Below are 24658 nucleotides of genomic sequence, written 5' to 3'. Positions count from 1 at the left end.
AACGAGATTTTGCGAATGGATCGCATGTTCTTCCCCCTCCCGGCGGGGGAGGGGGAAGATATGTCGCGATCAGCGGCCCAGCAGGCCGCGCGCCTGGCTGGCGATCTGGGCCAGCATCGCGGCGGTGGGCGCCGGCGCGGTGCGCGCGCGATCGACCAGCGAGCGGAACTGGGCGACGCGCGGCTCATGCGTCTTGAGCCACGTCTCGACCGCCGCCGCCGGCTCCTTGCCGCCCGCACGGTTGAGGAAATCGAGGCGAAGCTGCTCGAAATCGCGGGCGAGGCCGGCGACGAGCAGGCGTTCCCACGGATCGGACGAGACGAAGCGGATCGCCGCCGCCTTCGCCCAGTCGAGCCCCAGCACCTCGCCCAGCCGCACATAAGCGGTGGTGGCGGCCACCTCGTCCACGCCGAGCGCCTGGGCGAGGCCGGCGGTGCCGACGGCACCGTCCAGCTCGTCCAGCCGCACGATCCGCTTCACCAGCGCCTCGTCGGCGCCGGTGGCGAGCAGGCGATCGCGCAGCGCATCGGCCTGCACGCGGGCTTCCTGGCGCAACAGCATCTCGGCCGCGGCATCGAGCCGGCGCACGCCGTCGCCGAACTTCTCCGCGATCTCGCTGGCCTTCATCTGCATGCCGCCGGCCCGGATCAGATCGGCGATATGCAGGCGGGCGGCGGCGGATGTCGCCTCCAGCAGCTGGAAACGGGCGTCCTCGGAAATCGCCGCCTGCTCGATCGCCTCGTAGATCGCCTCCAGCCCGAACATGGCGTCGGCGGCGAAATAGGCCGAGGCGACATGCGCCAGGCTGATCCCCTCCTCCTCCGCCAGCTCGAACGGGGCGACCAGGCCCAGCCGGTTGACGACACGGTTCGCCATCTTGGTGGCGATGATCGCGCCGCGCAGCCGGTGCCGGTCGATCGCCTCGCCGAAGCGATCCTGCATCGCCTGCGGGAAGGCGGCGTGCAGCAGGGGATCGAGCATGCGATCGTCGGCAAGGTCGGTCTGTTCGATCGCGGCCTGCAGCGCCAGCTTGCCGTGGCTCAGCAGGATCGCCAGCTCCGGCCGGGTGAGGCCGCGCTGGTCCTGGGCACGGCGGAGCAGCTCGTCCGAGCTTTCCAGCCCCTCGACCGCGCGGTCGATGCGGCCGGCCGCCTCCATGATCTCGATCACGCGGACCTGCGCCGGCAGCGCGCCCGCGCCGCCGCGTTCGGCGAGCGAGAGGCCCAGCGTCTGCAGCCGGTTGTCCTCCAGCACCAGTGCCGCGACATCGTCGGTCATGCTGGCGAGGAAGGCGTTGCGATCCTCGAAGCCCAGCCGGCCTTCCATCATCTCGCGGTTGAGCGGGATCTTGATGTTGACCTCATTGTCCGAACAATCGACGCCGGCCGAATTGTCGATGAAGTCGGTGTTGATCCGCCCGCCCTTCAGCGAGAAGGCGATGCGGCCCGCCTGGGTGACGCCCAGATTGGCACCCTCGCCCACCGCCTTGCAGCGCAGGTCCTCGCCGTTCACGCGGTGCGCGTCGTTGGCGGGATCGCCCACCTCGGCGTTATTCTCGTCGCGGGCCTTGATGTAGGTGCCGATGCCGCCGAACCACAGAAGGTCGACCGGGCTCTTCAGGATCGCCGCGATCAGCGTGGAGGGATCGTAGGTGCCGGCCGCGATGCCGAGCACGACAGCCGCCTCCTGCGAAACCGGAATCTCCTTCTGCGTGCGCGGGAAGATGCCGCCCCCCTTGGAGATCAGCTTGGCATCATAATCCGCCCAGGACGAGCGCGGCAGCGCGAACATGCGCGCGCGTTCCTCCCAGCTTGCCGCCGGATCGGGATCGGGATCGAGGAAGATGTGGCGATGATCGAAGGCGGCGACCAGCTTCAGCGCCTTCGACAGCAGCATGCCGTTGCCGAACACGTCGCCGGACATGTCGCCGCAACCCGCCACCGTGACCGGCTGGGTCTGCACGTCCACGCCCATTTCCAGGAAATGGCGCTGCACCGAAACCCAGGCGCCGCGCGCGGTGATGCCCATGCCCTTATGGTCGTAGCCCTGGCTGCCGCCCGAGGCGAAGGCATCGCCCAGCCAGAATTTATGTTCCAGCGCGATGGCGTTGGCAACGTCGGAGAAGCTGGCCGTGCCCTTGTCCGCCGCAACCACGAAATAGGGATCGTCCCCGTCGCGGACGACCACCTTTTCGGGATGGACCACCTTGTCCTCGACGATATTGTCGGTGACGGAAAGCAGCGCGCGGATGAAGATGCGGTAGCTTTCGGTGCCTTCCGCCAGCCACGCATCGCGGTTGAGCGCGGGCGAGGGGAGCTGCTTCGGATAGAAGCCGCCCTTGGCGCCCGTCGGCACGATCACCGCGTTCTTCACGAGCTGCGCCTTCATCAGGCCCAGGATTTCGGTGCGGAAATCGTCGCGCCGGTCGGACCAGCGCAGCCCGCCGCGCGCGATCGGCCCGCCGCGCAGGTGGATGCCCTCCACGCGGGGGCTGTAGACCCAGATCTCGCGCCAGGGGCGCGGTGCCGGCAGGCCGGGAATGGCGGCGCTGTCCAGCTTGAAGGCCAGCGCCTCGCGCCCGCCGGGGGCGAAGGCGTTGGTGCGCAGCGTCGCCTGCACCAGCGCGCGGATGCGGCGCAGGATGCGATCGTCGTCGATCGCGGCGACATTGGCGAGGGCCGCGTCGATCGCCTCCTCGGCGGCCTGGGCCTCCTTGGCGCCGGCATGCTTCGGATCGTGGAGCGCGCAGAACAGGTCGATGATCCGCCGTGCCGCCACCGGCGCCTTGCGCAGCGCCAGCGCCACCGTGTCCAGCCCGTAGGACAGGCCCGTCTGGCGCAGGTAGCGGAACCAGGCGCGGAACAGCACCACCGCCTGCGGATCGAGGCCGACGGCGATGATGAGCTGGTTGAAGCTGTCATTTTCCGCATGGCCTTCCAGCACGGCGGCGATCGCCTGCTCGGCCACCTCGGCGCGGATCATCACCGCATCCGCGTCGATCGCCTCGTCCAGCTCGAGCAGATATTCGTGGATATAGCCGAGCTTGCCGCCGTCGAGCGGGGTGGGATTTTCCTCCAGCACGCGGAAGCCGAACGCCTCCAGCACCGGCACCGCATCCGAAAGCGGGATCAGGCCGCCGAGCCGGTAGGTCTTGAGGCGGAGCTGGCGCGCGCCGTCGGTCGGCAGGCGGTAGAGCCGAGCGCCGCGCTGCTCCGGCGTGTCCAGCGCGCGCAGGCGCAGCATGTCGCGCCCGGCTTCCTCCGCCGGATAGCGGCTGCGATAGGATTGCGGGAAGGCGGCGCCGAAGGAGAGGACCAGGCGGGTGGCCTGGGAGGCGCCGACCTGCTCGGCCAGCGCGGCTTCCACCGCCGGGTCCCAGCCGCGCACCATATTTTCCAGCCGCGCGTCGAGCGCGCGGGCATCGGGCAGCGGCGCGCCCGGCTTCAGATCCAGCGTGTAGCGGATGAAGGCGAGCTCGCCGTCGCCCAGCTCGATCGCCCAGCTCGATATGGTGGCGCCGGCCTGTTCCTCGATCATCCGGCCGATCGCGGTGCGCCGCCCGGTGGAAAGCTCATCGCGCGGCAGCCAGACGAAGGCGAAAAGGTGGCGTTCCAGCGCCGAGGGGGCGAGCACCAGCTTCGGGCGCGGGCGATCGGCCAGCGACATGGCGGTCAGCGCCAGCTCCTCCAGCCCCGCCGCGCTCACTGCCACCAATATGTCGTGCGGCAGCGAGGAAAGGGCGTGGCGCAGCGCCTTGCCGGCATGGCTGAGCGGATCGAAGGCATATTTCTCATCCAGCGCGTTCAGCCGGGCGCGCAGGATCGGCACCTTGTCCGAAGGCGCGCGCAGCGCCGCGCTGGTCCAGAGGCCGGCGTGGAGCGAGACGCCCTCGATCGTGCCGTCCACCCGGCGGGGCAGGGCCAGCAGGTCCATCGGCACGCGGCGGTGGACGGTGGCGATGCGATCGGCCTTCAGGATCAGCGGGGCATCGCCGCCCTTGCGGAAATGGCCGAGCGCGGATTGCAGCGCCTCGGCGCTCCACACCTCATGCGCCGGGTTGGCAAGGATGCCCAGGCCGTCGCGATGGGTGCCGTCCGGCAATTCGATGCGGTGGCCCAGCAGGGTGAAATGGCGATCGCCGAACCAGCGCATCAGCGCCGCGCCCTCGCCGTCGGGCAGGCGTTCGGCATCCTCGCGCAGCGCGATCTGCAGGCGCGGCCAATCGCCCACGGCGGCGCGCACGTCGGCCAGCACCGCCTCGATCTCCTCCGCCAGCGCCCGGCGGGTGCGGGCGTCGGCGCGCTCGATCTCCATATAGATCATCGATTCGCGGCGCTCGCCGCTGGCGTCGTCCGGCAGGATGGCGGTCAGCTTGCCCTCGCCGTCGCGGCGCACCGAAAGGATCGGGTGGAGCAGGCGGTGGATGGCGAGCCCGTGCGCGCCGACCGCGCCGGCCACCGAATCCACCAGGAAGGGCATGTCGTCGTTGATCACCGCCAGCCGCATCCGCCGCCGGCCTTCCTCGCCGCCGGCCGATTCCAGGCGGATGGCGGGATGGCCGTGCGCGCGCTCGGCCGCGGCCTGCGCCACGAAGGTGCCGGCGGCCGCCAGCGCCTCCTCGCCAAGATCGTTGGTCTCGCCCGGCAGGGCGCCGCGCATCAGCGCCTGGGACAGGGCGATGGCAATGGAATCATTGACGTTATCGGCAGGCGCTTGGCTCGTGGCCGGCATATTCCGCTCCTCGGCAGCGGCTGGGGATCGCCGCTTCTGGCTATTCCAAAGGGTCATATGCTCCCCCCCGCCGGCCGGGGCAAGGCGCGAGGAATCCGCGCAATTCGCGGGCGGGAAGCGGCAATGAAGCGAGCCGGGGGCGTCGGCCTTCCCGGCTTTCCGGTAATATTATTACGCAGATGGGAAAACGAATCGGCGGTCAGCGTGCGGCGTGGCGCAGCACCCGTTCCAGCAGCTTGCCGTCCTGGGCGGCGGGCTGGAGGATCGCCACCGATCCGTCCGCCTCGCGCCGGCCGACCAGCAGCAGATATTCCTCGCCTGCCGTGGCGGACGCATCGCCTTCCAGCCGCACGCGCGCGGCGGCGGCAACGGCGCGCAGGGCGGCGCGCGGATCGGCCCTGGGGGGCAGCGCGGCCGGCCGGCGGGCGGCGCGTTCGGCCGCGACCATGCCCTTCAGCCCGCCCTCATGCGCCTCCAGCGCCGCGCGCAGCCCGCCGAGCGCGATGCCGGTGCGCCGCGCGTAGGAAAGGGCGGCCGCGAATTCGGTAAGGCGGGTCTTGTCGTAATCGACGCCGAAGACGAGCTTCACCACCGGGGTCATCGGCGCGCGGGCCTGCGCCTTCATCCCGCAATCGGCGAGCAGCTCGGCATATTCCTCCGGCCGCGCCTCGGCGACCAATGCGAAGTCGTAGGCGAGGCCCAGCGCGCGATAGAGTGCCGCGCGCGTGCGGGCGCGGGCGGATCGCACCGCGTCCGCCGTCTCCCGCGCCAGCGCCAGCCGGTCGGCCAGGCCGATATCGGCGGCGGGATCATAGCCGTCCCGTCCCGGCGCGGCATCGAACCAGTCGCCATCGGCATCGTCGTCGGCGATGGGGAAGGGGGATGCGGCGTTGGGGCCATCGGCCCAGGCCGCGGCGGCGCCCGGCGCCGCGAACATCGCGCGCGCCATCTCCTCGGCCAGCAGGGCGGATTGCTCCACGCTCGCCACTTCCTTCCAGTTGATCACGCCATAGACGAAATCGATGCTGTCGCCGCCGGAGGAGAAAGGCATCAATATGCCGCGATAGAGCGTGTTCGTGCCGCCCCGGCTGGTGAATTCCGCCTCGAAGCCGATCGGCGCGCGGTTGGCGATGATCTCCAGATAATGATCGGTCAGCCGCGACAGCAGCGTTCCGCCCGGCACCTCCGCGATGGTGGCGAGATCGGCGTCGTGGCCGCTTTCCGCCCGCAGCGCATGGCCGAGGAAAACGATCGCCGGATTTTCGGGATCGCCGCTGAAATCGAGCAGCACGCTGTGCGGGCCGAAATCGGCGATTTCCGAGGGCGTCAGATCCTGGATGGCGGGGAAGGGCCGGCCGGCCAGCAGCGACACCCAGTAATTATAGGCGCGCACATGCATGCGCCGCTCGTCCGCGCCGATCGCGGGCGGGGCATCCATGCCGGCATCGGCCTCGGCCGCCTCCATCGCCGCCTCCCCCTCGATCGGCCGCATGCTTTCCATGATTCGTCGCCCCAACCGGGAATGCCTGAACCCGGCACATGGCGCGGTTGTGGTTTAATTTCGGTAAATCATTGCCGCCGCCGACAAAGCGAAGGAACGCGCTTGTCAGGCCCGATAGGCGCTGGTAGAGGGCCGCCCACCTGCTGCGCCGCTTTAGCTCAGCTGGTAGAGCATCGCATTCGTAATGCGAGGGTCACAGGTTCGAGTCCTGTAAGCGGCACCACCACAAATCCTTGAAATCACTAGTTTTTCCCATCATGGGCTCCGTTGTCTGCGGGGGTCGGGAAGTTCAAGTGAACATGCTCACCAGCCCAGCGCCGCCGCCGCGTCCTTCATGAATGACGGACTGTACCGAGCATAGACCGACTCGGTCACGCGAGTGGACGCGTGACCAAGGTAGTGGCTGATCTTCTGCATCGGCACGTCAGCCTGGGCCATCCAGACACCGGCGGTGTGACGAAACACGTGGGGAGAGCAGGGCACATTCGCCCGCTGAGTGGCATCCCGGACGGCCTTCTTGACGCTCTTCACCGGCTGGCGGTCCCACTCGATCACGTAGTCAGTCAGTGCGCCCTTGGAGGCTTCGAGCAGAGCCGTGTGTGCCCGGCTGTTCATCGCAATTTCCGGCCGGCGCTTGCTGTTCTGCTCTCGACCCGGCTGGTTGAAGTTGATGATGCGATGCCGGAAGTCAATCTGGTCCCAGCGCAGTTCCAGGATTGCGCTCATTCGGGCTCCGGTTGTGAGCGCGAGGATCACGAACAGACGGACGTGCGGCGTCTCGATCTTTCCCAGGAGCCGATCCGCTTCCTCGCGTGTGAGGTAACGATCAGGCTCGGCAGCGCAGCGTTCTCGATACCCGTCAGGCCATCAACAATGGCATGACGATGAACGACCGCTCCGCGGGGAGCGGCGACGCCGTGCTCAGCGGTGTGGTGAAGGCGAGTTCGTTGTGCGGAACAAGAGCGTCCGCGAACTCGGCCTACCCTTTATGAATGCGATCAATCGTCACGGCGCCAAAGGGCTCGCCCGAATGGGAGCAGTTGGCACAAACCTGACCAGCATTTCGGCACCACGCCAAGAGACCAACGTCTATGTGGTGCAGGAAAAGCAGCGGCCACCCCTCGGCAAGAACGACATCCTGGTCGCCGTCCACGAGGATATCCTTCAGGACGGCGTCACCAAGAAGCTCGTCAAGCAGGTCGCACAGGGGGCCTAACTTGGTTTAATGTAACGCTTCTTGTTCGGGTTCTTTGCACTGTAAGTGAACCAACTCGTAACGTGCGCGGGGGGCTGGCACTTGTGGGCCACCATCAGGGCGGTGATCTGACTCCCCGTTTCCAAATGGCGGGCATCGTCTCGCTCGATCTTTTCCTTGTGCTCACGAACGTCAGCCCAAGCGCGGCGTCCACCTGTCTTTTCAGCAAATTCCAGTGTTGAGTCGTACAACGATTGGTTGAAATCGTGGGTAACACCCATGGCATATTCATTGGTGTCGAAATCTTGAGCCAGCTTCTGGCAGACGCTAGGTTCGGCTGCTGGGGTGGCTAGGAGGGATGAGAGGAGAAGCACGATCATATCTCACGGTTAGCCACAAGAGAGTACACAACACAATAACCTAGTTACGTCTTGGTTCAGGTCGATAAGCCTTGACCCAAAGCGGCGACCGGTCATCAGAACGGCATGTCCGGAACTTTCGACTTCGCACCTGAAAGCCACGTTGCCGAGGAAATCGCGCCCGAGGAAAAAGGCGCTACTTCGATGAACGGATGGGAGTTCACCTCCCGCCCAAACATTCCGTATCGTGCCAAGTTTCGTTTGGAGCTGGGGGGCATGAGGTGGCGGCTCAATCCCGAGGGAACCGCGCTTGATGTGAATACTGATCCCACATGAACGCTGGCCAGCTGCTCAACTTCTACAAGCAGAACCGGATGTGGGACACATTCACCTATCACCATGAATATCTGGGGCCGCTGACGGTGCGGTTTGCCGAGCCTGTCAACATTCCCAAGGCGATCGGTAACTCAAACGGGCTGATCCAGAACTTCGGAGTAATTCTCATCCACCATAACCTGGGTTCTGACATGACGGCCTTTCCTCCCAGCCATGTCGATGGCGCGCTCAAGCTCCGTGCGGATGGCAAGATCCATCTTTTCGAGCTTTCCCCGCTAGGTAGCGGCACGATTTTCTTCAAATCGGACAACCCGGTCACATGGCGGGGGAACACTTACGAGAGTGTCCCCTGTGCCCTAACCGGCGAAGAGTTCAAAACGGAGGGGACGCCGACCCCGAAATTCACGATCGGTCAGGAGGATGTCGATCTGCTCGCGTTCAAGGGGCTGATCGACGATGCACTCGCAAGAGGCGAGCGAGGGAACTCCACTGATGATCCGGCGGAGTCTACAACCGCCGACTTTGCGGACGTTCAGCAGCTTTCCAGCGCCACCGTTCGCCGATGTTGGTTTCTGCCGACCAACTCCGGGACGGGGGCGCAATTTCAGGCTCGAGCCATTCAGTCGATCCTTCGTCCGATGCATCGGTAATATCCGATGCAATATTGACGCGAAAGAATTCATCGGATATTTACGATGAATGGATGCGGACAACGCACTCGCGGCGCTCGCGGCCCTGGCGCATCCGACGCGGCTGGCGACCTTCAGGCTGCTGGTGCGGCACGAGCCCGACGGTCTTTCGACGGGTCAACTCGTTGACGCGCTCGAACTGACGCAAAGCACCTTTTCCACGCATCTCGCGGTGCTGGCCAAAGCCCGGCTGGTCGTGGCCGAAAAGCGCGGGCGCCAGATGATCCAGCGCGCCAACATCGATGTGCTGCGCGCGCTCATGCTCTTTCTGGCAAAGGACTGCTGCCAGGGACGCGCTGAACTCTGCGAGCCCCTGCTTTCCGAACTGGCCTGCTGCTGACGGAGCCGTCCCGTGATCGATATCGTCATCTACCACAATCCCGAATGCGGGACATCGCGCAACGCACTGGCGATGATCCGCAATGCCGGGATCGAACCGCATGTCGTCGAGTATCTGAAAACGCCGCCGTCGCGCGCGATGCTGGAGGATCTGATCGCCCGCATGGACAGCGGGGTCCGGCCACTGCTGCGCGAAAAAGGCACACCCTTTGCGGAGCTTGGCCTGGCCGATCTTTCGCTGTCGGACGATGCGCTGATCGACGCGATGATCGCGCATCCAATCCTGATCAACAGGCCCATCGTCGTTTCGCCGCTCGGCGTGAAACTCTGCCGCCCTTCCGAAGCGGTTCTTGCTCTGCTGCCGCAGGCTCAGCGGGGCGCCTTCAACAAGGAGGATGGCGAACAGGTAATCAATCCGGCTGGCAACCGCGTTATCGAGCCGTCCTGACATGGCATCGGCTGCCGCCTCACCTATCCCTCCCATGAGCCTGTTCGAACGCTATCTGTCGATCTGGGTCGTGCTATGCATCGTCGTCGGCATCGCGCTCGGCTCCGTATTTCCCAACGTCTTTGCTGCGATCGCCGCAGTAGAGATTGCGCGTGTCAATCTCGTGGTGGCGGTGCTGATCTGGCTGATGATCGTGCCGATGCTGCTCGAGGTCGACTTCGGCGCGCTCGGGGCTGTGAAACAGCATTGGAAAGGCATCGGCGTGACGCTTTTCATCAACTGGGCGATCAAACCCTTTTCGATGCTGGCGCTCGGCACGGTCTTTCTCGCGCGGATCTTCGCTCCCTTGCTGCCTCCGGGCGAGATTCCGTCCTATATCGCCGGCCTGATCCTCCTGGCGGCGGCGCCGTGCACCGCGATGGTTTTCGTCTGGTCGAACCTGTGCGATGGTGAACCCAATTTCACGCTGAGCCAGGGTGCGCTGAACGACCTCATCATGGTGGTGGCCTTCGCACCACTTGTCGGCCTGCTGCTGGGCATGGCCGCGATCACGGTGCCGTGGAAGACATTGCTGCTTTCGGTGCTGCTCTACATCGTGGTGCCGGTGCTCGTCGCGCAGGCGATCCGGCGCAGCGTGTTGACACGACACGGGCCGCCGGGACTCGATGGCCTGCTTGCGCTATTGGCGCCGATGTCGCTCACCGCACTGCTCGTGACGCTGGTGCTGCTGTTCGGTTTCCAGGGAGGGGCTATCCTTGCCCGGCCACTCGTCATCGCGCTCATCGCGGTGCCGATCCTGTTTCAGGTCTATCTCAATGCCGGGCTAGCTTATGGCTGAATCGTCGGTTTGGGGTTGCCTGGTGCATGGCCGCGCCTTCCGCGCTGATTGGCGCGTCCAACTTCTTCGAACTGGCGGTGGCCGCAGCGATCAGCCTGTTTGGCCTCAACTCCGGCGCGGCCCTGGCAACCGTCGTTGGCGTTCTGGTCGAAGTGCCGGTGATGCTGTCGGTTGTCGCGATCGTGAAGCGCACGCGCCCATGGTATGTGAACGGAGGGCGCCGGTATGAGCAATCCGCGCGCCCGCCGCCCCGATCCCACTGACCAGGACGACCTGATCGCCGCGCCAGCAACCGCGCCGGCCGAGATGGCTGTCGTTCATGAATCCACCGCGCTCTGCCCGGCGAGCGCCACTCATCTGCACAAGGTTCTCCACTGATGCTGCTGCGCACGCTTATCGACCCCGATCATCTGCCCAATCTCGAACAGCGGTTCATCTATCAGCGCCCGGCGCCGGGGCTGGGGCCGCTCGAACCGGCGCCGCGGATCTTGCTCCTCTACGGATCGCTGCGCGAACGATCCTTCTCTCGGTTTGCCGTCGAGGAAGCGGCACGGCTGCTCAGCTTCTTCGGTGCCGAAACGCGTATTTTCGATCCGTCGACGCTGCCGCTGCCCGATCAGGTCTCCAACGACGACCACCCCGCAGTCCATATGCTGCGCGAACATGCACTATGGTCCGAAGGCATGGTCTGGTGCAGTCCCGAACGCCACGGTCAAATCACCGGCATCATGAAAACGCAGATCGATCACCTGCCGCTGGAGATGAAGGGGATGCGCCCGACCCAGGGCCGCACGCTCGCCGTCATGCAGGTCTCTGGCGGATCGCAGTCGTTCAACGCCGTCAACTCACTGCGCCTGCTTGGCCGCTGGATGCGCATGTTCACCATCCCCAACCAGTCTTCCGTGGCGATGGCGTACAAGGAGTTCGACGAGAATGGGCGGATGAAGCCATCGAGCTATTATGACCGGATCGTGGACGTGATGGAGGAACTGGTCCGTTTTACCGTGCTGTTGCGGCCCCACGCTCAGCAACTCGTCGACCGCTATTCGGAGCGCAAGGCGGCGGAGATGGAAATCTCCCGCGGCGAAGACCATTCGGCCATAGCCATCGGCGCGGCCCGGACGTGTCTGGAAGCTTGACGTCCGCTGACGCCGGCATTGCGGACGTCGACGCCCCTCCGGGTCTCCTTACAAACCGTCCAGCACTGATCCCGCAACCTGGCACGCAGCTTCCACTACAGCACTTCTGCAATCGGCAGCCAACTCGCCGGCTCCTGACATGACCTTTGCCGCGCCGTCGATGATCCCTTCGAACACTTGACCAATCACCGCATCGCCTAAGGCTTCAGCGGCTTGTTTCGGTTTGCTCTCGCTCGGCGGTTCGATTTGAGCGGAGGGCATATTCGCCTCCTTCATGGATGGGCGCGAAAAGCTTGCCACAGAAAGGTTTAATTGCAACGTCCGCTTTCCCCGACGAAGCTGACGTTCCTGCGGCTCTGGACGCGTCCCGAAACCGGTCGCCGTTCTCAATCTGAACCAACGGCAGCACTGGAAACCGGAAAGTCCCCACTATGTCGGCTTTATCGGCGGAAACCGCCGTTGCGGCAGGATTAATTAGGTAAGCCGAGATCGAACTTCTAGCAACGGAAAGGTCGACCTGAACTGAGCTGTGGGCTCAATCCGTCATGGATCGGAGTTCTTGCTTCAGTAGATGCTTGTGCTAGCTAACCCGCTTCAGGGGGAGTATAGGTTAGTGAATTTCCATAGCTATAAAACGTCCCGGCGAGTGTTGCTGGCCGGGGGTGGCCTTGCTGCCATCGCCGTATTTGGAAGCGGGGCAGCCTCTGCTGCTTGTTCGCCCAATCCCACACAGGCCCGGATTATCACGAACTGCACGGGCACTACGGGCTCGCTGCTTGTCGATACATTGCAGAGCACTGTTGTCGTGGCACAGGGTGCTGTCATTGAAACTATGTCGGGAGCCGGCATCACCACGCAGAATGACGGCATTACACTCCGCATAGACGGCAGTGTTCACGCAAGCGACGTCGGCATCCGCGTTCAGAACGGCCGCCCGATATTCAATACAGATCCCTATGCCGGCGCGTCGCCGCCCAATGGCAATTATGTCTATCCTTATGTCTATCCACATGCCCACACTACGATTATCGTCGGAGACGCGGCAACCGTAACGGGCAATGCCGGGATCGAGCTGTCGCAAGCATCGTATAATCTACGAGGCCACGTCACGGCGTCGATCGACAATATGGGTTCGATCACATCCTCCTCCGGCGCCGCGATCCGAGGCTCCGGATCTGGGGCGGTCTATATCAGCCAGTTGCTCAACCGCGATGGAGGCTTCATCGGCGGCGTGGCCGCGGGCGTGAGGGAGGTCAGCAACCAGGGCACGATTGATGGCGGTGCGGCAAGCGCGCTTGACCTGAAGCGCGCGACTGATCCCATTTTCGGCACTAGCTACGCCACGGTATCGAACGAGGGGGCGATCCTTTCGCGCGGCACGGCCGCGACGATCCACAGTGCGCTTGATTTCCTGTCGATCATCAACAGCGGAGCTATCGAGAACGGCCCGACGGGCAAGGCCATAACCGCTGCGGGCTATCTGAGCCTGACCAACGAAGCCGCCGGCACGATCACGACCGGCGGTTCGGTGGCGATTGCGGCAAGCGATCTGCAATTGATCAACCGGGGAATGATAGACGGCGCGGTCACAGCCACCGGCAGCAGCCGGATCGATAGCAGTCAGGGTGGCATCATAACCGGCGATGTGCTGCTGGGCGCCGGTGATGACGTTTTGGTGGTGTCGATCGACGATCAGGGCCTGATCTCGACCGGCATTGTGGGGCTAATCGATGGCGGTGCGGGCCGCAACAGCATCGAAGTGTCTGTGCGGACCGACTCCACGTTGAATGCCGGCCCGGTGCTGCCCCGCAATTTCCAGGTCTTCGGCGCGGCCTTGGTCGATGGCGCGGAACTCACGCTCGGCATCGACTATGATTCAACCGTCGCGTTCACCGTGACGGGCCAAGGCAAGCTGATCAACGACGGGCGGATAACCACGTCGGGCCCAGCCATCGGCCGGGGCGCTTATGGAATCGTAGATCTGACAATCGTCAACCGTGGCACGATCGAGGCAATGCTGTCCGATCCCGCGCTGGCCGCCATCAACGTCGATTTCGCGAAGCAGGTGGAGAATAGCGGCACAATTTCCGCCAGCGGCGGCATGGCTATCGCTACCGGATTCGATGCGCAGACCATCATCAACAGCGGCACGATTCAATCGACCGGCCCCTTGACGATCGGACTGATCGGCGGATCAGCCAGGATCGAAAATCTCGCAGGTGGGGTAATCAGCGGTGTCGGCGTCGCAATCGGCTACCCGACCATCGATCCTTATTCCTATCAGTCTGCGACGGTCGTCAACGCCGGTCGAATCGATGGCGATGTCGACTTTACGGGCCGTGATTCACAGAATGTCTTCATTCAGCGCGACGGTGGGGTTGTGAATGGCGATATCAAGCTCGGGAGTGGGGAAGATTATTACGTCGTTGATGGCTCGTCGCGTGCAGGGGCGATGCTGGCTGGCGTCAATGGCACACTGGATGGGGGTGAAGGTTTCGACGTAATCCTCGCTCGCGTTAGCGAGGACGCGGATCTCACGCTGGGCGGCACCTCGGTGACAGGGTTCGAGCAGGTCGCGATAGACGTATCGGAGGGCAAGACGGTCAAGTTCGCGGGTGCCATCGGCGGCGCCGGTTTCGGATTGACCGGTCGCGGCACCGCGGATCTCTCGGTCGATCTGACTCAGACGAACGCCGCCGCCATCGATGCCACGATCACGCGCATTCCATTGCCCGGCGAACTGCCGGCAGGTGCCCAGGATGCCACCAGCATCATCAGCCGCGGTGCCATTACCGCGAGCTTCGATGAAGGCCGTTCTTATTACTACCCTGCCGCAGTCAGACTGGATTTTGGCGATCTGTTCACGAACCACGGCATCATAACGCTGAAATCCACCGTCGATCCGGCATATGGCACCGCCGCCGCGGTGTCGGGTGGCGCGTCGGTTGTCAACGCCGGCACGATTGCACTCGATGGCGGGATCGCGGCCAGCGGTGTGAGAATGGTCACCAATGACGGTACGATCTCGCAGGTCAGTGGTGGCGCATCGTCGTTCGGAATCAGTGGCTTTCAGTCGCTCGTCAATAACGGCCTGATCTCCACAGGCGACGTTGCCGTCCTTTCGGCTGGTTTCACGGACGGCGTGATAACCAATCTCGGAACGATCGAAAGCTGGGAGGCAGAAGCAATCCGTCATTCCGGCTATAGTTCGGTGCGGGTCGTGAACGGCGCAGGCGGGGTGATCAAGGGGGGATCCAGCGGACCGGCCATCACTTCAACGGCAACGATATCGATCGAAAATGCTGGCACTATCGTCGGCGATGTCCTGATCGGCCGAACGGACGGCTTCGGCTATAGCAGCGGCACCTACATCGCTGCCGGCGGCACTATCGAGGGCAATCTGCTATTCGGCAGCGGCAATGATATCCTGCTGGTCGAAGGAGACCAAGTGGGCGTCAGCGGCATCGTCGACGGCGGCGACGGTTACGATCTCTATGGCCGCACCTTCCGCGCCAATGCAACGGTGAGCATCGGGCAAGGCCTGCCAGCTTCCTTCGAGGCGGAGGCGATCGAGGCCGCCACGGCCGACACGGTGCTGACTTTGACGGGTATCGGCCCCACGTCCAATCACTCCGTGCAGTTTTATGGATCCGGCAAGCTTGTCAACACGATCGATTTCGGCGCCAACATCGATGGAGGGGCTGCAATCGTGCTTAATCGCTCCCTGCGTGGCGACCGGGCAGGCGCGCTAGCTTTCTCTAACGAGGGTAGCGGTGCATTCCGCATAAATGGGATCGCGCGTGATTTCGCCAATTCAGGGGCGATCACCAATATGATAGCGGGTAACAGCATTGTCGAGCTTGTCGCCGCCGGCGACCAGGATTTCTTGTTCGCTAACAGCGGCACCATCTCCGACGCCTCATTTGTTTTCAACACTACATCGGCGGTTCTCATCTCTCAGGACTTCTCCACCGATGGAGAGTTTGCCGCGAGACTGACCAACAGCGGAACCATCAACGGAGGCGTTGTCCTGGGGATGCGGCGGTCCTCGATCGATTTCACCAATAGCGGGACTTTATCCACGCTCGATACCAACGGTGCTGCTCTGCACGTTTTCAACCAGTCGGATCAGAACAGATCGCAGGTCCGCATCGTCAATAGCGGATTGATCGACGGAATCGGCGGTTATGCGATTGCTGTCTCCAACTTCGACCGATCTGCCGACGATGGCGTTGAACCGGCGATCGTCCTTAGCAACACCGGTCGCATCGTTGGCGACGTGGAACTCAGCGCCTACCGCGTCACGATAGGTCAATATGGCTATCCGGAAACCATATGGGGCGACATATCCGTCGATAATGGTGGCATCATCGAAGGGGATGTGACCATCGGCAGCGGACGCGATCGCTTTGTCCTGCGCTCCAATGGTAGCGTGAGCGGGAGGGTCGACGCCGGCGATGGCGTCGACCTGTTGATATTCGAACTGACCGATGGCGTTGCCGCGCCTGATTTCACCCCGTTCGTCAATTTTGAGGAATATGCGGTCACCGGCAGTGGAATGTTGTTGGCCGACATGGAACTGCCGTTCGAAACGCTGGGCCTTGCCGGCGGCAATTTCATCGTGGCCGAGGGAAGCGAGCTTCGGACGAGCGGATCAGTCACGCTTCGCGGACGGGAGGGTAATCAGTCGATCGTCAACAACGGCGCGATCTATGGCGCGATCGAAACAGGCGCGGGCGACGACAGCTTCGCCAACAATGGATCGGTTGGCGGCGCCATCGATCTCGGCGCCGGTAATGACCACTACATCGCCAACTATGACGAGAATAGCGGTCCGGTCGATGGTGGCCTTGGCAGTGATACGCTGAGCCTGCGTTTTTCCGGTACCGTCCAAACACCAACCCTGTTCAATCCGTCGGCCTATAGCAACTTCGAGACGTTCGAGACGATGGCCGGTGTCACCGCGGTTGACGGTACGCTCGCCTACCAGACTCTCTTCATCAGCGGAGGCCGGCTGATCGGTCATACGGGATCGACTATTATCGCACCGCATATCATCGTGGCTTCGGGCGCGACTTTCGGTAGCGCCGGAACGGTTGTGGGCGACATAAGCGTGGCGGGAACATTGTCACCTGGCGCGTCGCCGGGAACAATGGCTGTCACCGGCAATGTTGCGCTTGCGGCCAGCTCGACCACTCTGTTCGAGCTTGGAGTAAGCGTCAGCGACCAATTGCTGATCTCCGGTATGCTTGCCATCGAGGACGGCGCTAAGTTGGCGCTGACCGGTGACCGACCGCTGACGCCGGGCACGGCATTGGATCTCATCATCGCCGATGGCGGGATCACGGGAGCCTTTGCGGATATTTCACAAAGCGCGACATTCGGTTTCATTCGCCAAACCGATGACCGCATCCAGTTGCTGGGCCAGTTCGCCAAGGTCGGACTCGGCGGCCAGACGGCAGCGACGGTGGATTATGTAAACGCTGTGCTGGTCGCAGGGGAGGCGTCGCCCACACTGTTGGGCGCGCTGCCGTTGTTGTTGACACCGTCGGGCGACACCAATGGCGAGGCATTCGCGCTGTTGAATGCCCAAACCTATGCGTCGGCTACCCAGATCGGCATCGAACGTGCGTTGGATGTCGCGAAGGCGGGACGGGTCAACTTCGTCGAGCCACGACCGGCCCAGGGTTGGTTCGGCTTCGGCCAGGCACTGGGCAGCAAGCGCGAGCTTGAAGGCGACGCAAAGGCGGGCGTGGCACGAACCAATGTCGATAGCTACGGCATGCTGAGCGGGATCGGCTATGCAGCCGGGCCAATATCCCTCGGTGGCTTCATCGGCTTTCTGAACAGCGATCAGGATATTTCGCAGCTCGGTGCTTCCACTGATGCTGACGGCGTCTTCGGCGGCGTCATCGTCGGCTATGTGGAGGATGCTTTTTCGGCGAATGTCCTGATCAGCTATGACGGCGGCTCCGCCAAGACCAGCCGGGCCTTGCCCGGTCAGCGCACTGCGCGGTCCCGTTATGACCTCCGCAGTTGGATCGCCGATGCCGCGATCGCCTACAGCTTGCCGGTCGCGACGAACTGGTTCTTGTCGCCGCAATTGGGGTTCACTTACGTATCCACTCGGCGCAGCGGCGCCACGGAACGGGACGCTGGCCCGTTCGGTCTTTCGGTTGCCGGCAAGACGTCCAACGCGAGCTTCCTCGACGGGACCTTGGCGCTACAGCGTAACGACGGTGCCGTCCGGCCATGGGCGTCACTGGGCTTGCGGCATCAGGTCTCCGGCCGAAATACATCCGCGGTGGCGGGGTTCACAGGCGTAACTGGGGACTTCGTGTCTTATGGCGTGGCGCGCGGGGGAACGCTGGCCACGGCCGGCGCCGGCGTGGCGGCTGACCTTGGCAGCGGCATCAGCCTGTTCGGTACATATCAGGGTGAATTTAGTGAAGTGGGTAACGGCCACAACGTCAATGTCGGTCTGCGCGTAAACTTTTAGCTTGCGCGGGTTCAGCGCCTCGCTCGATATCCAATTGGCAGAGCCGTTTGGTGGTCGTGCGAGGCGCCAGCTTTTGTTGGCGATATAGGGAATGCGGTCGAGTCAGTTTCCTAAATTTGTGGCCGTGTACGCCAACCGTTTGTCAACTTTCGGAAAGCTCTCCACAGCGCCTCGGCCACCGCAAAGCGGGCGGCTCTTGCCTGGCGCCACCGGATGCCGGCAAGGTCCTCTGATCGAATTTCGACATTTTCTACCCGCAAGTGGCCGTTTCGGGGGTGATGATGACGTGCTCCCCTTTTCTCCTCCACTCATAAGTAGAGTCCGGGGTTGCCAGGGTGCCCTGGCGGGTTGGGTTGTGCAACCCGCCCGGCAGCATTGGCGGGCGTCAGCCCGCCTATCCCGCTATGCGGCCGCACGTAGTTGTAGTCGTCGCGCCATGCCCGCAGCACCGACCGCGCATGGCTGAGGGACGCGAACAGCGTCTCGTTCAGGCATTCGTCGCGCAAGCGACCATTAAAGCTCTCGACGTAGCCGTTCTGCTGCGGCTTGCCCGGCGCGATATAGTGCCACTCGATCCCCCGGTCCTGCGCCCAACGCAGGATCGCGAGGCTGGTCAGTTCCGTGCCGTTGTCGCTCACGATCATCAGCGGCTTGCCGCGAACCGCGATGATCGCATCGAGCTCGCGCGCCACACGAGCACCCGACAGCGACGTATCGACCACCAGCGCGAGGTTCTCCCGCGTGAAGTCGTCCACCACCGCAAGGATACGGATACGCCGGCTGCACACCAGCGTGTCGCTCACGAAGTCCAGGCTCCAACGCTGGTTCGGACCTTGCGGTAACGTCATCGGTGCTCGCGTGCCCATCGCTCGCTTGCGGCCCCGCCGGCGCCGCACACGCAAGTTCTCCTCGCGATATAGCCGCAGCAGCTTCTTGTGGTTCATCACGATGCCCTCGCGGGCCAGCATGGTCCCCAGCCGCCGGTAGCCGAACCGGCGACGTTCAAGCGCGATCTCGCGAAGACGCGACCGCAGGTCGCCATCATCACCACGCCGATGCGCATAGCGCATCGACGATCGATCCACGCCAAGGATGGCACAGGCCCGACGCTCGCTGATGCCGAAGGCCTGCCGAACATCCTCGACAGCCCTTCGACGAGCGGCAGGCCCGAGGCGCTGCACGGCACCTACCGGCTGCGCAAGGCGCTGGGTGAGGGGCTTTGGGCGGAGATGCTTCCCGGGCAGCTTGATGGCGACACGTCCATGCCGCCATACGTCGCCTTCCACTTGTAGAATGTCGCACTGCTCACGCCGTGCTTGCGGCACACATCCCCCGTCTTCGAACCGGCCTCCTGCTCCCGCAAGATCCCGATAATCTGCTCCTCGGTGAACCTGCTGCGCTTCATCGTCGTCCTCCTTCATGAAGGACTCTAGCTCAGACTGGCGGAGTTTCAGGGGAGCACGTCAATGACTTTGCGGACATAGAACGGGGCGTTTCCGGTTCCCAATTGCTGCCGTCGGTTCAGATTGAGAACGATGACCGATTCCAGGAGGGGCTCCGAAGAAGCCGCGGTCGACCGCGCGGTCGGTATAGGTGTTGATCGACGAGCCCGCCTGCTCGAACAGCGGGCAGAGCGCGATCAAGAACAAGGCGCCGAACACGCGGTCGCGCTCGATCCGCGGTCCGACCGATCGGCGAGCGCCCGCGCAGACACTCCGGCGCGGGTGACGTGCCGACGCCGGCGAGTCAGTTTCGCGCTGCCACGAAGCAGACGAGGCCAAGCAGCATCCCGGCCGCGCCGAAGCCCCAAGCCCAGCCGACCGTTTCGCCGAGCAGGCCGCAGACGATCGCTCCGCCGACGTTGATGCCCATGAAGAAGATCGAAAAGCCAGCGTCGCGCCGGACATTCGACCGCGGGTAGAACTGGCCAATCAGAACTGAGATGTTGGCCTTCAAAAAAGCCGGTGCCGACGATGATCGAGGCGAGCGACAGGAAGAGCAGGTCGAGGAAGATGCCAGAGCCGCCGACCGGCCCCTCGCTGAGGGCGATGCCGATATGACCGGCGGCGATGAAGGCACCGCCGACCAGCACTGCTTTCCAGGCGCCGAGATAGCGGTCGGCGGGATAGCCACTGATCACCAGCGTGATGTACATCAGTGACGTATAGGCGCCGTAAATGGCGGAGGACGGCTTCGTCCGCCAGCAGGAAGTGCTTGGTCAAGTAGAAGATCAGCAGCGCGCGCATGCCGTAATAAGAATCTCCACGAAGAACAGAACGACCAGGCCACGGGTGTGGCCGAGCAGCGTTCGCTCGGCGGGAAGGCTGGACGCGGAAGCGAGAGTTGCGGACATGCGCGGGCGGACCCTCAGGTCAATGATCTTAGGAACATGGCAGCGGGTGCGCGCTGTTAAACCGCTATCCGCGCGACTTTGACTCTCCAGCCTGCACGGCGGCCACTAACCCCTTCAGGCGATGGGGAGCGGCTACTCCGGACCGACGAGGGGTTCGCAGAGGCGTGCCGGTCGCCCGCATTGCTCGGATCGTCCCGACGCCGGGCGCGCCGAAATCCACAACGACCCGCGCGCGGTGGATGCCGATCCCGAAAGCGGCTTTCCGCCCGAGCGCGGCATAATGGACGTCGAGCACGATCGAGCCCCTGGGGCCCGCCTGTCCCGTCAGCCTGTCGATCCGCGCGCCGTTTTGGATGACTGCATCGGCGAGGCCCATCCGTTCCAGCACGGCAAGGCCGGTCGGCTGGATCATCAGGCCCGATCCGATCGGGCGGGGAGCCTCGAACCGGTCGAACAGCGTCACCCGATGGCCGTCGCGCCGCAGCAGCAGCGCCGCGGCCAGCCCCGCCGGTCCACAGCCGGCCACGGCGATGTCGATACCCCCCATGCGCCCATCGCTAGCGCGAAAATCCGGTCCGGCCAATGGCGGACGCTGACGGATGTAGGGTTTGGGAAAGGCGCTTCTCGTGCCGGGAGCAAGGGGCGGGCGGGGCGACGTGGGTGGCCGTCGCCCCGATCCTTCGCCGCGTGCGAGGGACGCGGATCATGGTAAATGGCGGCCGGCGGCACGCTGTGATCCGGGTCACGATGGGCTGACGGCAGAGCGCGGAAAAAGTGGGCGGCCGATGCTCGCTGCTCCGGGAAGGGGGCCTCCGTCCTGCCATCGACGGCGGCCGCCCTCTCTCATATTAGAACTTTTAGAACTTCTTGGTTACGTTGAATCCAATGATTCTTGGGTCCAGATAAAATGTATTTGCCGGCATGCCAATGTCGTCGGCGCTCAAGAAAACGTCTGTGATGGGCTGATCATTGAGCGCATTTTTGACATATAACTGGAATGACAACTCATCTGCTGGTCGAGAAAATGTAAGGGATAGATTCAGATTTCCCCAACCCTTCAATCTATCGAATTCCGTATTATATACCCGTGCGTAACTTTTGGACTGCCGATAATAGTCGCCTCTAAGGGTTAATTCCCAGTCATCATTGTCCACGAAAACCGTATATTGCGCGCCGACATTGAAAGTAATATGGGGCGAATTCGGTAGATCGTTCCCTGAAAGATCGGCGTCAAAGCCTCGGCCAGCATTAGGGGCCTCCGTCAGAGGGTCGTAGGTAAATCCAAGATATTGCCAATATGGAACGGTGGTTTCTGGCGGTATGTTGGGGTTATATGAACCAATACCTGTCGATCCTGGGCACAGTGCGGCGAGAGCCAGCTCGCTCGGAAAGGTGCTGATCACTTTCTCGACATATTTTGTCGGTGCAATGCAGTTCGTTGGAACTTGTAGCCAGGGGCGAACAACCGTCCAATCTGGATTTCCCTGGGTGCGATCCATCACATCAATCGATTTCGCGTTCTTCTTCAATTTTGTGTTGAGATACCCAAGGCTGCTGTTGAAACGAAAATTCCGATTAGGTTGCCAGGTTGCCTCTAATTCAAGGCCCCAAGTCTGTGCATCGAAATTTTCCGTGTATGTGATCCGATCTGTTACTTGGGATATCTGGTAATCATCATAATCGTAGAAAAATGCCGTTGCGTTCAGGCTTATTTTGTTATTTGCCAGAAGATTTTTTGTGCCAACCTCAAAGGAGGTCAGATATTCTGGCTTGTACCTGTCGGGCAGCGGAACGTATTGAACAATACGGGGATCGAAATCAACGCGCGGAGGATTGGCGCCGCCGCCTTTATATCCACGGGAGATGGATCCGTAGACCAGAGTATCATTAGTGAATGATAGGCTCGGCTTCCAATCAACTACAACGCGACCTGTGAATCGACCCCAGCTTTGATTGATATCCGGCAAAGACGGATATCCATAGTTAACGGTTCCGCCTGTTACGATAGCGCTGGTTAGAAGTAGCTGGCTAGGGATTTGCGTTTGATATTTCTTGTCGTCGGTATATCGAGCGCCAAGAGTTAACTTAAGTTCGTCGTTAAATTGCAGATAAGTTTCTCCAAATATGGCCCATGACTTTGTTTTAACGTTATTGCGACTAAGAAAGTAATTGTGGCCCTGATCATCGACTTGATCTAGGGGGTTTCTATCTTGATATAGGCCGTATATGCAAGCTGGATCCGTAGTTCCGGGCGGGCAATATAATGATGTTAAAATTGGTGGATTGCCATATTCCTTATCGGAATCGCGCAAATATGCAAATGTGGCAGTAAGATTGAACAGATTGCTGAAGGCGTAATAATCGTCTTTTGTTTTAAAATTGAGATAATTCGCACCTATGTTGAAATTGATTTTGCCGGAAAAATCAGATTGAAGGCGAATTTCTTGTGTCCATTGGCGAGTGCGTGTTCGATTCAAGTCCACAGTCAAAAGCCTGTCCGATGGCCCAAGCTGAGGATCGGTATAGACGCCACCTGGAACGGGGCCATCATCCGCAAAGGGGGAGTTCAGAACATTAACGGTACCTATGCTGTCACCGAATAGAGGATTTGAAACAAATCTGTTGTAATCCTGCGATGAATACCAGCGATCGCGGCTGTATGCAGTTTGGGATATTAAAGTGAGATTTTCTGCCGCTTTCCATTCCAGATTCAATTGAACGATATCGTTTTTGGCCCGGAAGGTGGGGTCGACAGCGGTAGAAATTTTACGCGGGTCGCGCGATTGAACGATCCCCGCATAGGGGTCTCCCGGTTTTACGAGATAGATGATATCACCGGGAATCATCGTTCCGGCTGGCCCCGGCGTAAATCCGATGCCGACGCTTTGGGCATAATAGAGCGCGGTCTGGCTTGCGGCATTGGGCACGCCGAAGGCGGCATCGTCGTAAAGCGATCCAGGCAAGCAACCCTGACTTAGGCGGCTGCGCAACCGATCGGGAACAATAGTGCTGCCCACCATTTCCGGGCCTGGGTCGGTGGTGCACAGTGCCTTGCCGGTGCGGGAGCGATCGTCATCCTCGTTGAAATGTTCCCAGATGACGTTCGCTTTGAAGCGGTCGCTGGGCTCCCATTGCGCGGAAAGGCGCGTCGACCAGAGATCGCGCCCGTTCACCCGGTTGCGGGTGAACTCGTTATAATCGAAACCCTCGCGCTTGGTGTAGGCGCCCGCGCCGCGGATCGAGAACGTATCGGTCAGCGGGATATTGAGCATCCCGCTCACCCGGCGGGTCTCATAGTTTCCCACCTCGCCTTTCAGCTCGCCCTCAAACTCGCTGGTGGGCAGCGCGGGGAAGATGTTGACCACGCCGCCGGTGGCGTTGCGGCCGTAGAGCGTGCCTTGCGGGCCGCGCAGCACCTCCAGCCGGGAGGTGTCGAAGAATTCCTGCTCGAACAGGCGATTCCGGATCAGCGGCGTATTGTTGTAGCTCACCGCCACGCCCGGATCGCTCGACGAGTTCAGTGCCTTGGTGCCGATGCCGCGGATGCCGATATTGTACATGCTCGAAAAGCTTTTCGAGAAGTTCAGGTTCGGCACCCCGCGCACCAGATCGGCGCCGCTTTCGATCTTCTGGCGATCGAGCTGAGTCCCCGAAAAAGCCGATACCGCGATCGGCACGTCCAGGATCTTCTCCTCACGCTTCTGCGCCGTCACCACGATGTCGAGCGTCTCGGCCGGGGTGACGGCGCCCGTCGCGCCTTCCGGGCTGGCGACGATGGCATAGCCGGTCGCGGTGCGGATATAGCGCAGGCCGGTCCCTTCCAGCAGCGCGCGCAGCGCATCTTCTTCCGATCGCTTGCCCGATAGCCCGCGGCTCTTCTTGCCGGCCACGATCGCCGGATCGAAGGCAATGTCGCGTCCGGTTTCCAGCGCGAACTTGCGGATCGCGCTGCCGAGGTCCTGGGCGGCGATCGCATAATCGCGCAGGTCGGCGGCCGAAGCATATTGCAATGGAACCGATGCGCACAGGGCGGCACCCGCCATCAACGCCAATCGGAACGAGGCGCCTCGATTTCGGAACATTGACATCCCCCTCATTTTATTCCGGCATTGCTTCCGCCGGTTTCGATCGTTCGTAGTCTCAGGGACGCAACGCCGGGCGGATACCTCAATCGTCTTGGAAAATATTTTTAGGGCTAGTCGAATATCCCACGGCCGGAAGGCCCCGGGCC

The 24658-nt window shown here is 62.5% G+C and carries 15 protein-coding genes, 1 tRNA gene and 2 pseudogenes; 9 read left to right on the top strand and 9 right to left on the bottom strand.

What is annotated here, in order from left to right; all coding sequences use genetic code 11:
* Nucleotides 1-69 precede the first annotated feature (69 nt).
* Nucleotides 70-4731, bottom strand: coding sequence for an NAD-glutamate dehydrogenase (locus G432_RS05895; RefSeq protein WP_015457910.1), 4662 nt, complete (start codon nucleotides 4729-4731; stop codon nucleotides 70-72).
* 199 nt (nucleotides 4732-4930) lie between these two features.
* Nucleotides 4931-6232 (bottom strand): PAS domain-containing protein, encoded by a 1302-nt coding sequence (locus tag G432_RS05890; protein ID WP_015457909.1) that lies wholly within the window; start codon nucleotides 6230-6232, stop codon nucleotides 4931-4933.
* Nucleotides 6233-6379: 147 nt separating this feature from the next.
* Between G432_RS05890 and G432_RS05885 the strand changes: the two genes are divergently transcribed.
* Nucleotides 6380-6455, top strand: a tRNA-Thr gene (locus G432_RS05885).
* An 80-nt stretch (nucleotides 6456-6535) separates the two neighbouring features.
* Here G432_RS05885 and G432_RS05880 read toward each other — a convergent pair.
* Nucleotides 6536-6994: a site-specific integrase gene (locus G432_RS05880; RefSeq protein WP_236626893.1), complete on the bottom strand. Its 459-nt coding sequence runs from the start codon at nucleotides 6992-6994 to the stop codon at nucleotides 6536-6538.
* Nucleotides 6995-7181: 187 nt separating this feature from the next.
* Between G432_RS05880 and G432_RS23170 the strand changes: the two genes are divergently transcribed.
* Nucleotides 7182-7448: a hypothetical protein gene (locus G432_RS23170; RefSeq protein WP_144062000.1), complete on the top strand. Its 267-nt coding sequence runs from the start codon at nucleotides 7182-7184 to the stop codon at nucleotides 7446-7448.
* Here G432_RS23170 and G432_RS05875 read toward each other — a convergent pair.
* Nucleotides 7445-7807 (bottom strand): hypothetical protein, encoded by a 363-nt coding sequence (locus G432_RS05875; RefSeq protein WP_041864817.1) that lies wholly within the window; start codon nucleotides 7805-7807, stop codon nucleotides 7445-7447. The genes G432_RS23170 and G432_RS05875 overlap by 4 nt on opposite strands.
* Nucleotides 7808-7912: 105 nt before the next feature.
* On the opposite strand from G432_RS05875, the gene G432_RS23165 reads away from it, so the two are divergent.
* The 6 genes and pseudogenes from G432_RS23165 to arsH all read left to right on the top strand — a co-directional run bounded on the left by G432_RS23165 (nucleotide 7913) and on the right by arsH (nucleotide 11575).
* Nucleotides 7913-8122, top strand: coding sequence for a hypothetical protein (locus G432_RS23165; protein ID WP_144061999.1), 210 nt, complete (start codon nucleotides 7913-7915; stop codon nucleotides 8120-8122).
* A complete protein-coding gene (locus tag G432_RS05870) occupies nucleotides 8119-8772 on the top strand; it encodes a hypothetical protein (protein WP_015457907.1) in 654 nt (217 codons plus the stop codon). Before G432_RS23165 ends, G432_RS05870 begins: the two co-directional genes overlap by 4 nt.
* Before the next feature lie 49 nt (nucleotides 8773-8821).
* Nucleotides 8822-9151 carry an ArsR/SmtB family transcription factor gene (locus G432_RS05865; protein WP_015457906.1) on the top strand — a complete coding sequence of 110 codons (330 nt, stop codon included), beginning with the start codon at nucleotides 8822-8824 and terminating at the stop codon, nucleotides 9149-9151.
* 72 nt (nucleotides 9152-9223) lie between these two features.
* Nucleotides 9224-9598: an ArsC/Spx/MgsR family protein gene (locus tag G432_RS05860; protein WP_236626860.1), complete on the top strand. Its 375-nt coding sequence runs from the start codon at nucleotides 9224-9226 to the stop codon at nucleotides 9596-9598.
* 34 nt (nucleotides 9599-9632) lie between these two features.
* Nucleotides 9633-10699, top strand: a pseudogene (gene arsB, locus G432_RS05855) (ACR3 family arsenite efflux transporter).
* A gap of 114 nt (nucleotides 10700-10813) precedes the next feature.
* Nucleotides 10814-11575, top strand: coding sequence for an arsenical resistance protein ArsH (gene arsH, locus G432_RS05850; protein WP_015457902.1), 762 nt, complete (start codon nucleotides 10814-10816; stop codon nucleotides 11573-11575).
* Nucleotides 11576-11623: 48 nt separating this feature from the next.
* On the opposite strand, the gene G432_RS23160 is transcribed toward arsH, so the two are convergent.
* Nucleotides 11624-11893 carry a hypothetical protein gene (locus G432_RS23160; protein ID WP_144061998.1) on the bottom strand — a complete coding sequence of 90 codons (270 nt, stop codon included), beginning with the start codon at nucleotides 11891-11893 and terminating at the stop codon, nucleotides 11624-11626.
* A gap of 295 nt (nucleotides 11894-12188) precedes the next feature.
* Here G432_RS23160 and G432_RS05845 point away from each other — a divergent pair, with 295 nt between their 5' ends.
* Complete coding sequence (locus tag G432_RS05845) at nucleotides 12189-18074, top strand: autotransporter domain-containing protein (RefSeq protein WP_015457901.1); 5886 nt, start codon at nucleotides 12189-12191, stop codon at nucleotides 18072-18074.
* Nucleotides 18075-18382: 308 nt separating this feature from the next.
* Here G432_RS05845 and G432_RS22455 read toward each other — a convergent pair.
* From G432_RS22455 to G432_RS05820, 4 genes and pseudogenes are all read right to left on the bottom strand, one after another.
* Nucleotides 18383-19479, bottom strand: a protein-coding gene (locus G432_RS22455) for an IS3 family transposase (protein WP_443024284.1) whose coding sequence is annotated in 2 segments (ribosomal slippage) — nucleotides 18383-19315 and nucleotides 19318-19479 — 1095 coding nt in all. Because the reading frame shifts where the segments join, the coding sequence is not laid out codon by codon here.
* 151 nt (nucleotides 19480-19630) lie between these two features.
* Nucleotides 19631-20427, bottom strand: a pseudogene (locus G432_RS24415) (oligopeptide:H+ symporter); the annotation flags it as partial.
* A 64-nt stretch (nucleotides 20428-20491) separates the two neighbouring features.
* Nucleotides 20492-20974 (bottom strand): FAD-dependent oxidoreductase, encoded by a 483-nt coding sequence (locus tag G432_RS05825; RefSeq protein ID WP_015457898.1) that lies wholly within the window; start codon nucleotides 20972-20974, stop codon nucleotides 20492-20494.
* A 310-nt stretch (nucleotides 20975-21284) separates the two neighbouring features.
* Nucleotides 21285-24470: a TonB-dependent receptor domain-containing protein gene (locus G432_RS05820; RefSeq protein ID WP_236626859.1), complete on the bottom strand. Its 3186-nt coding sequence runs from the start codon at nucleotides 24468-24470 to the stop codon at nucleotides 21285-21287.
* Nucleotides 24471-24658: the final 188 nt, after the last annotated feature.

Origin of the sequence: Sphingomonas sp. MM-1, from assembly GCF_000347675.2 — a bacterium.
Classification (GTDB): Bacteria; Pseudomonadota; Alphaproteobacteria; order Sphingomonadales; family Sphingomonadaceae; genus Sphingomonas_E; species Sphingomonas_E fennica.
This window is presented reverse-complemented; position numbering and strand designations above follow the sequence as displayed.

What these genes read in the sequence shown, in the direction of transcription:
- G432_RS05895 (WP_015457910.1), bottom strand. Translation starts at nt 4,731, where the DNA reads ATGCCGGCCACGAGCCAAGCGCCTGCCGATAACGTCAATGATTCCATT.
- G432_RS05890 (WP_015457909.1), bottom strand. Translation starts at nt 6,232, where the DNA reads ATGGAAAGCATGCGGCCGATCGAGGGGGAGGCGGCGATGGAGGCGGCC.
- G432_RS05875 (WP_041864817.1), bottom strand. Translation starts at nt 7,807, where the DNA reads ATGATCGTGCTTCTCCTCTCATCCCTCCTAGCCACCCCAGCAGCCGAA.
- G432_RS23165 (WP_144061999.1), top strand. Translation starts at nt 7,913, where the DNA reads ATGTCCGGAACTTTCGACTTCGCACCTGAAAGCCACGTTGCCGAGGAA.
- G432_RS05870 (WP_015457907.1), top strand. Translation starts at nt 8,119, where the DNA reads ATGAACGCTGGCCAGCTGCTCAACTTCTACAAGCAGAACCGGATGTGG.
- G432_RS05865 (WP_015457906.1), top strand. Translation starts at nt 8,822, where the DNA reads ATGGATGCGGACAACGCACTCGCGGCGCTCGCGGCCCTGGCGCATCCG.
- G432_RS05860 (WP_236626860.1), top strand. Translation starts at nt 9,224, where the DNA reads ATGATCCGCAATGCCGGGATCGAACCGCATGTCGTCGAGTATCTGAAA.
- arsH (WP_015457902.1), top strand. Translation starts at nt 10,814, where the DNA reads ATGCTGCTGCGCACGCTTATCGACCCCGATCATCTGCCCAATCTCGAA.
- G432_RS05825 (WP_015457898.1), bottom strand. Translation starts at nt 20,974, where the DNA reads ATGGGGGGTATCGACATCGCCGTGGCCGGCTGTGGACCGGCGGGGCTG.
- G432_RS05820 (WP_236626859.1), bottom strand. Translation starts at nt 24,470, where the DNA reads ATGGCGGGTGCCGCCCTGTGCGCATCGGTTCCATTGCAATATGCTTCG.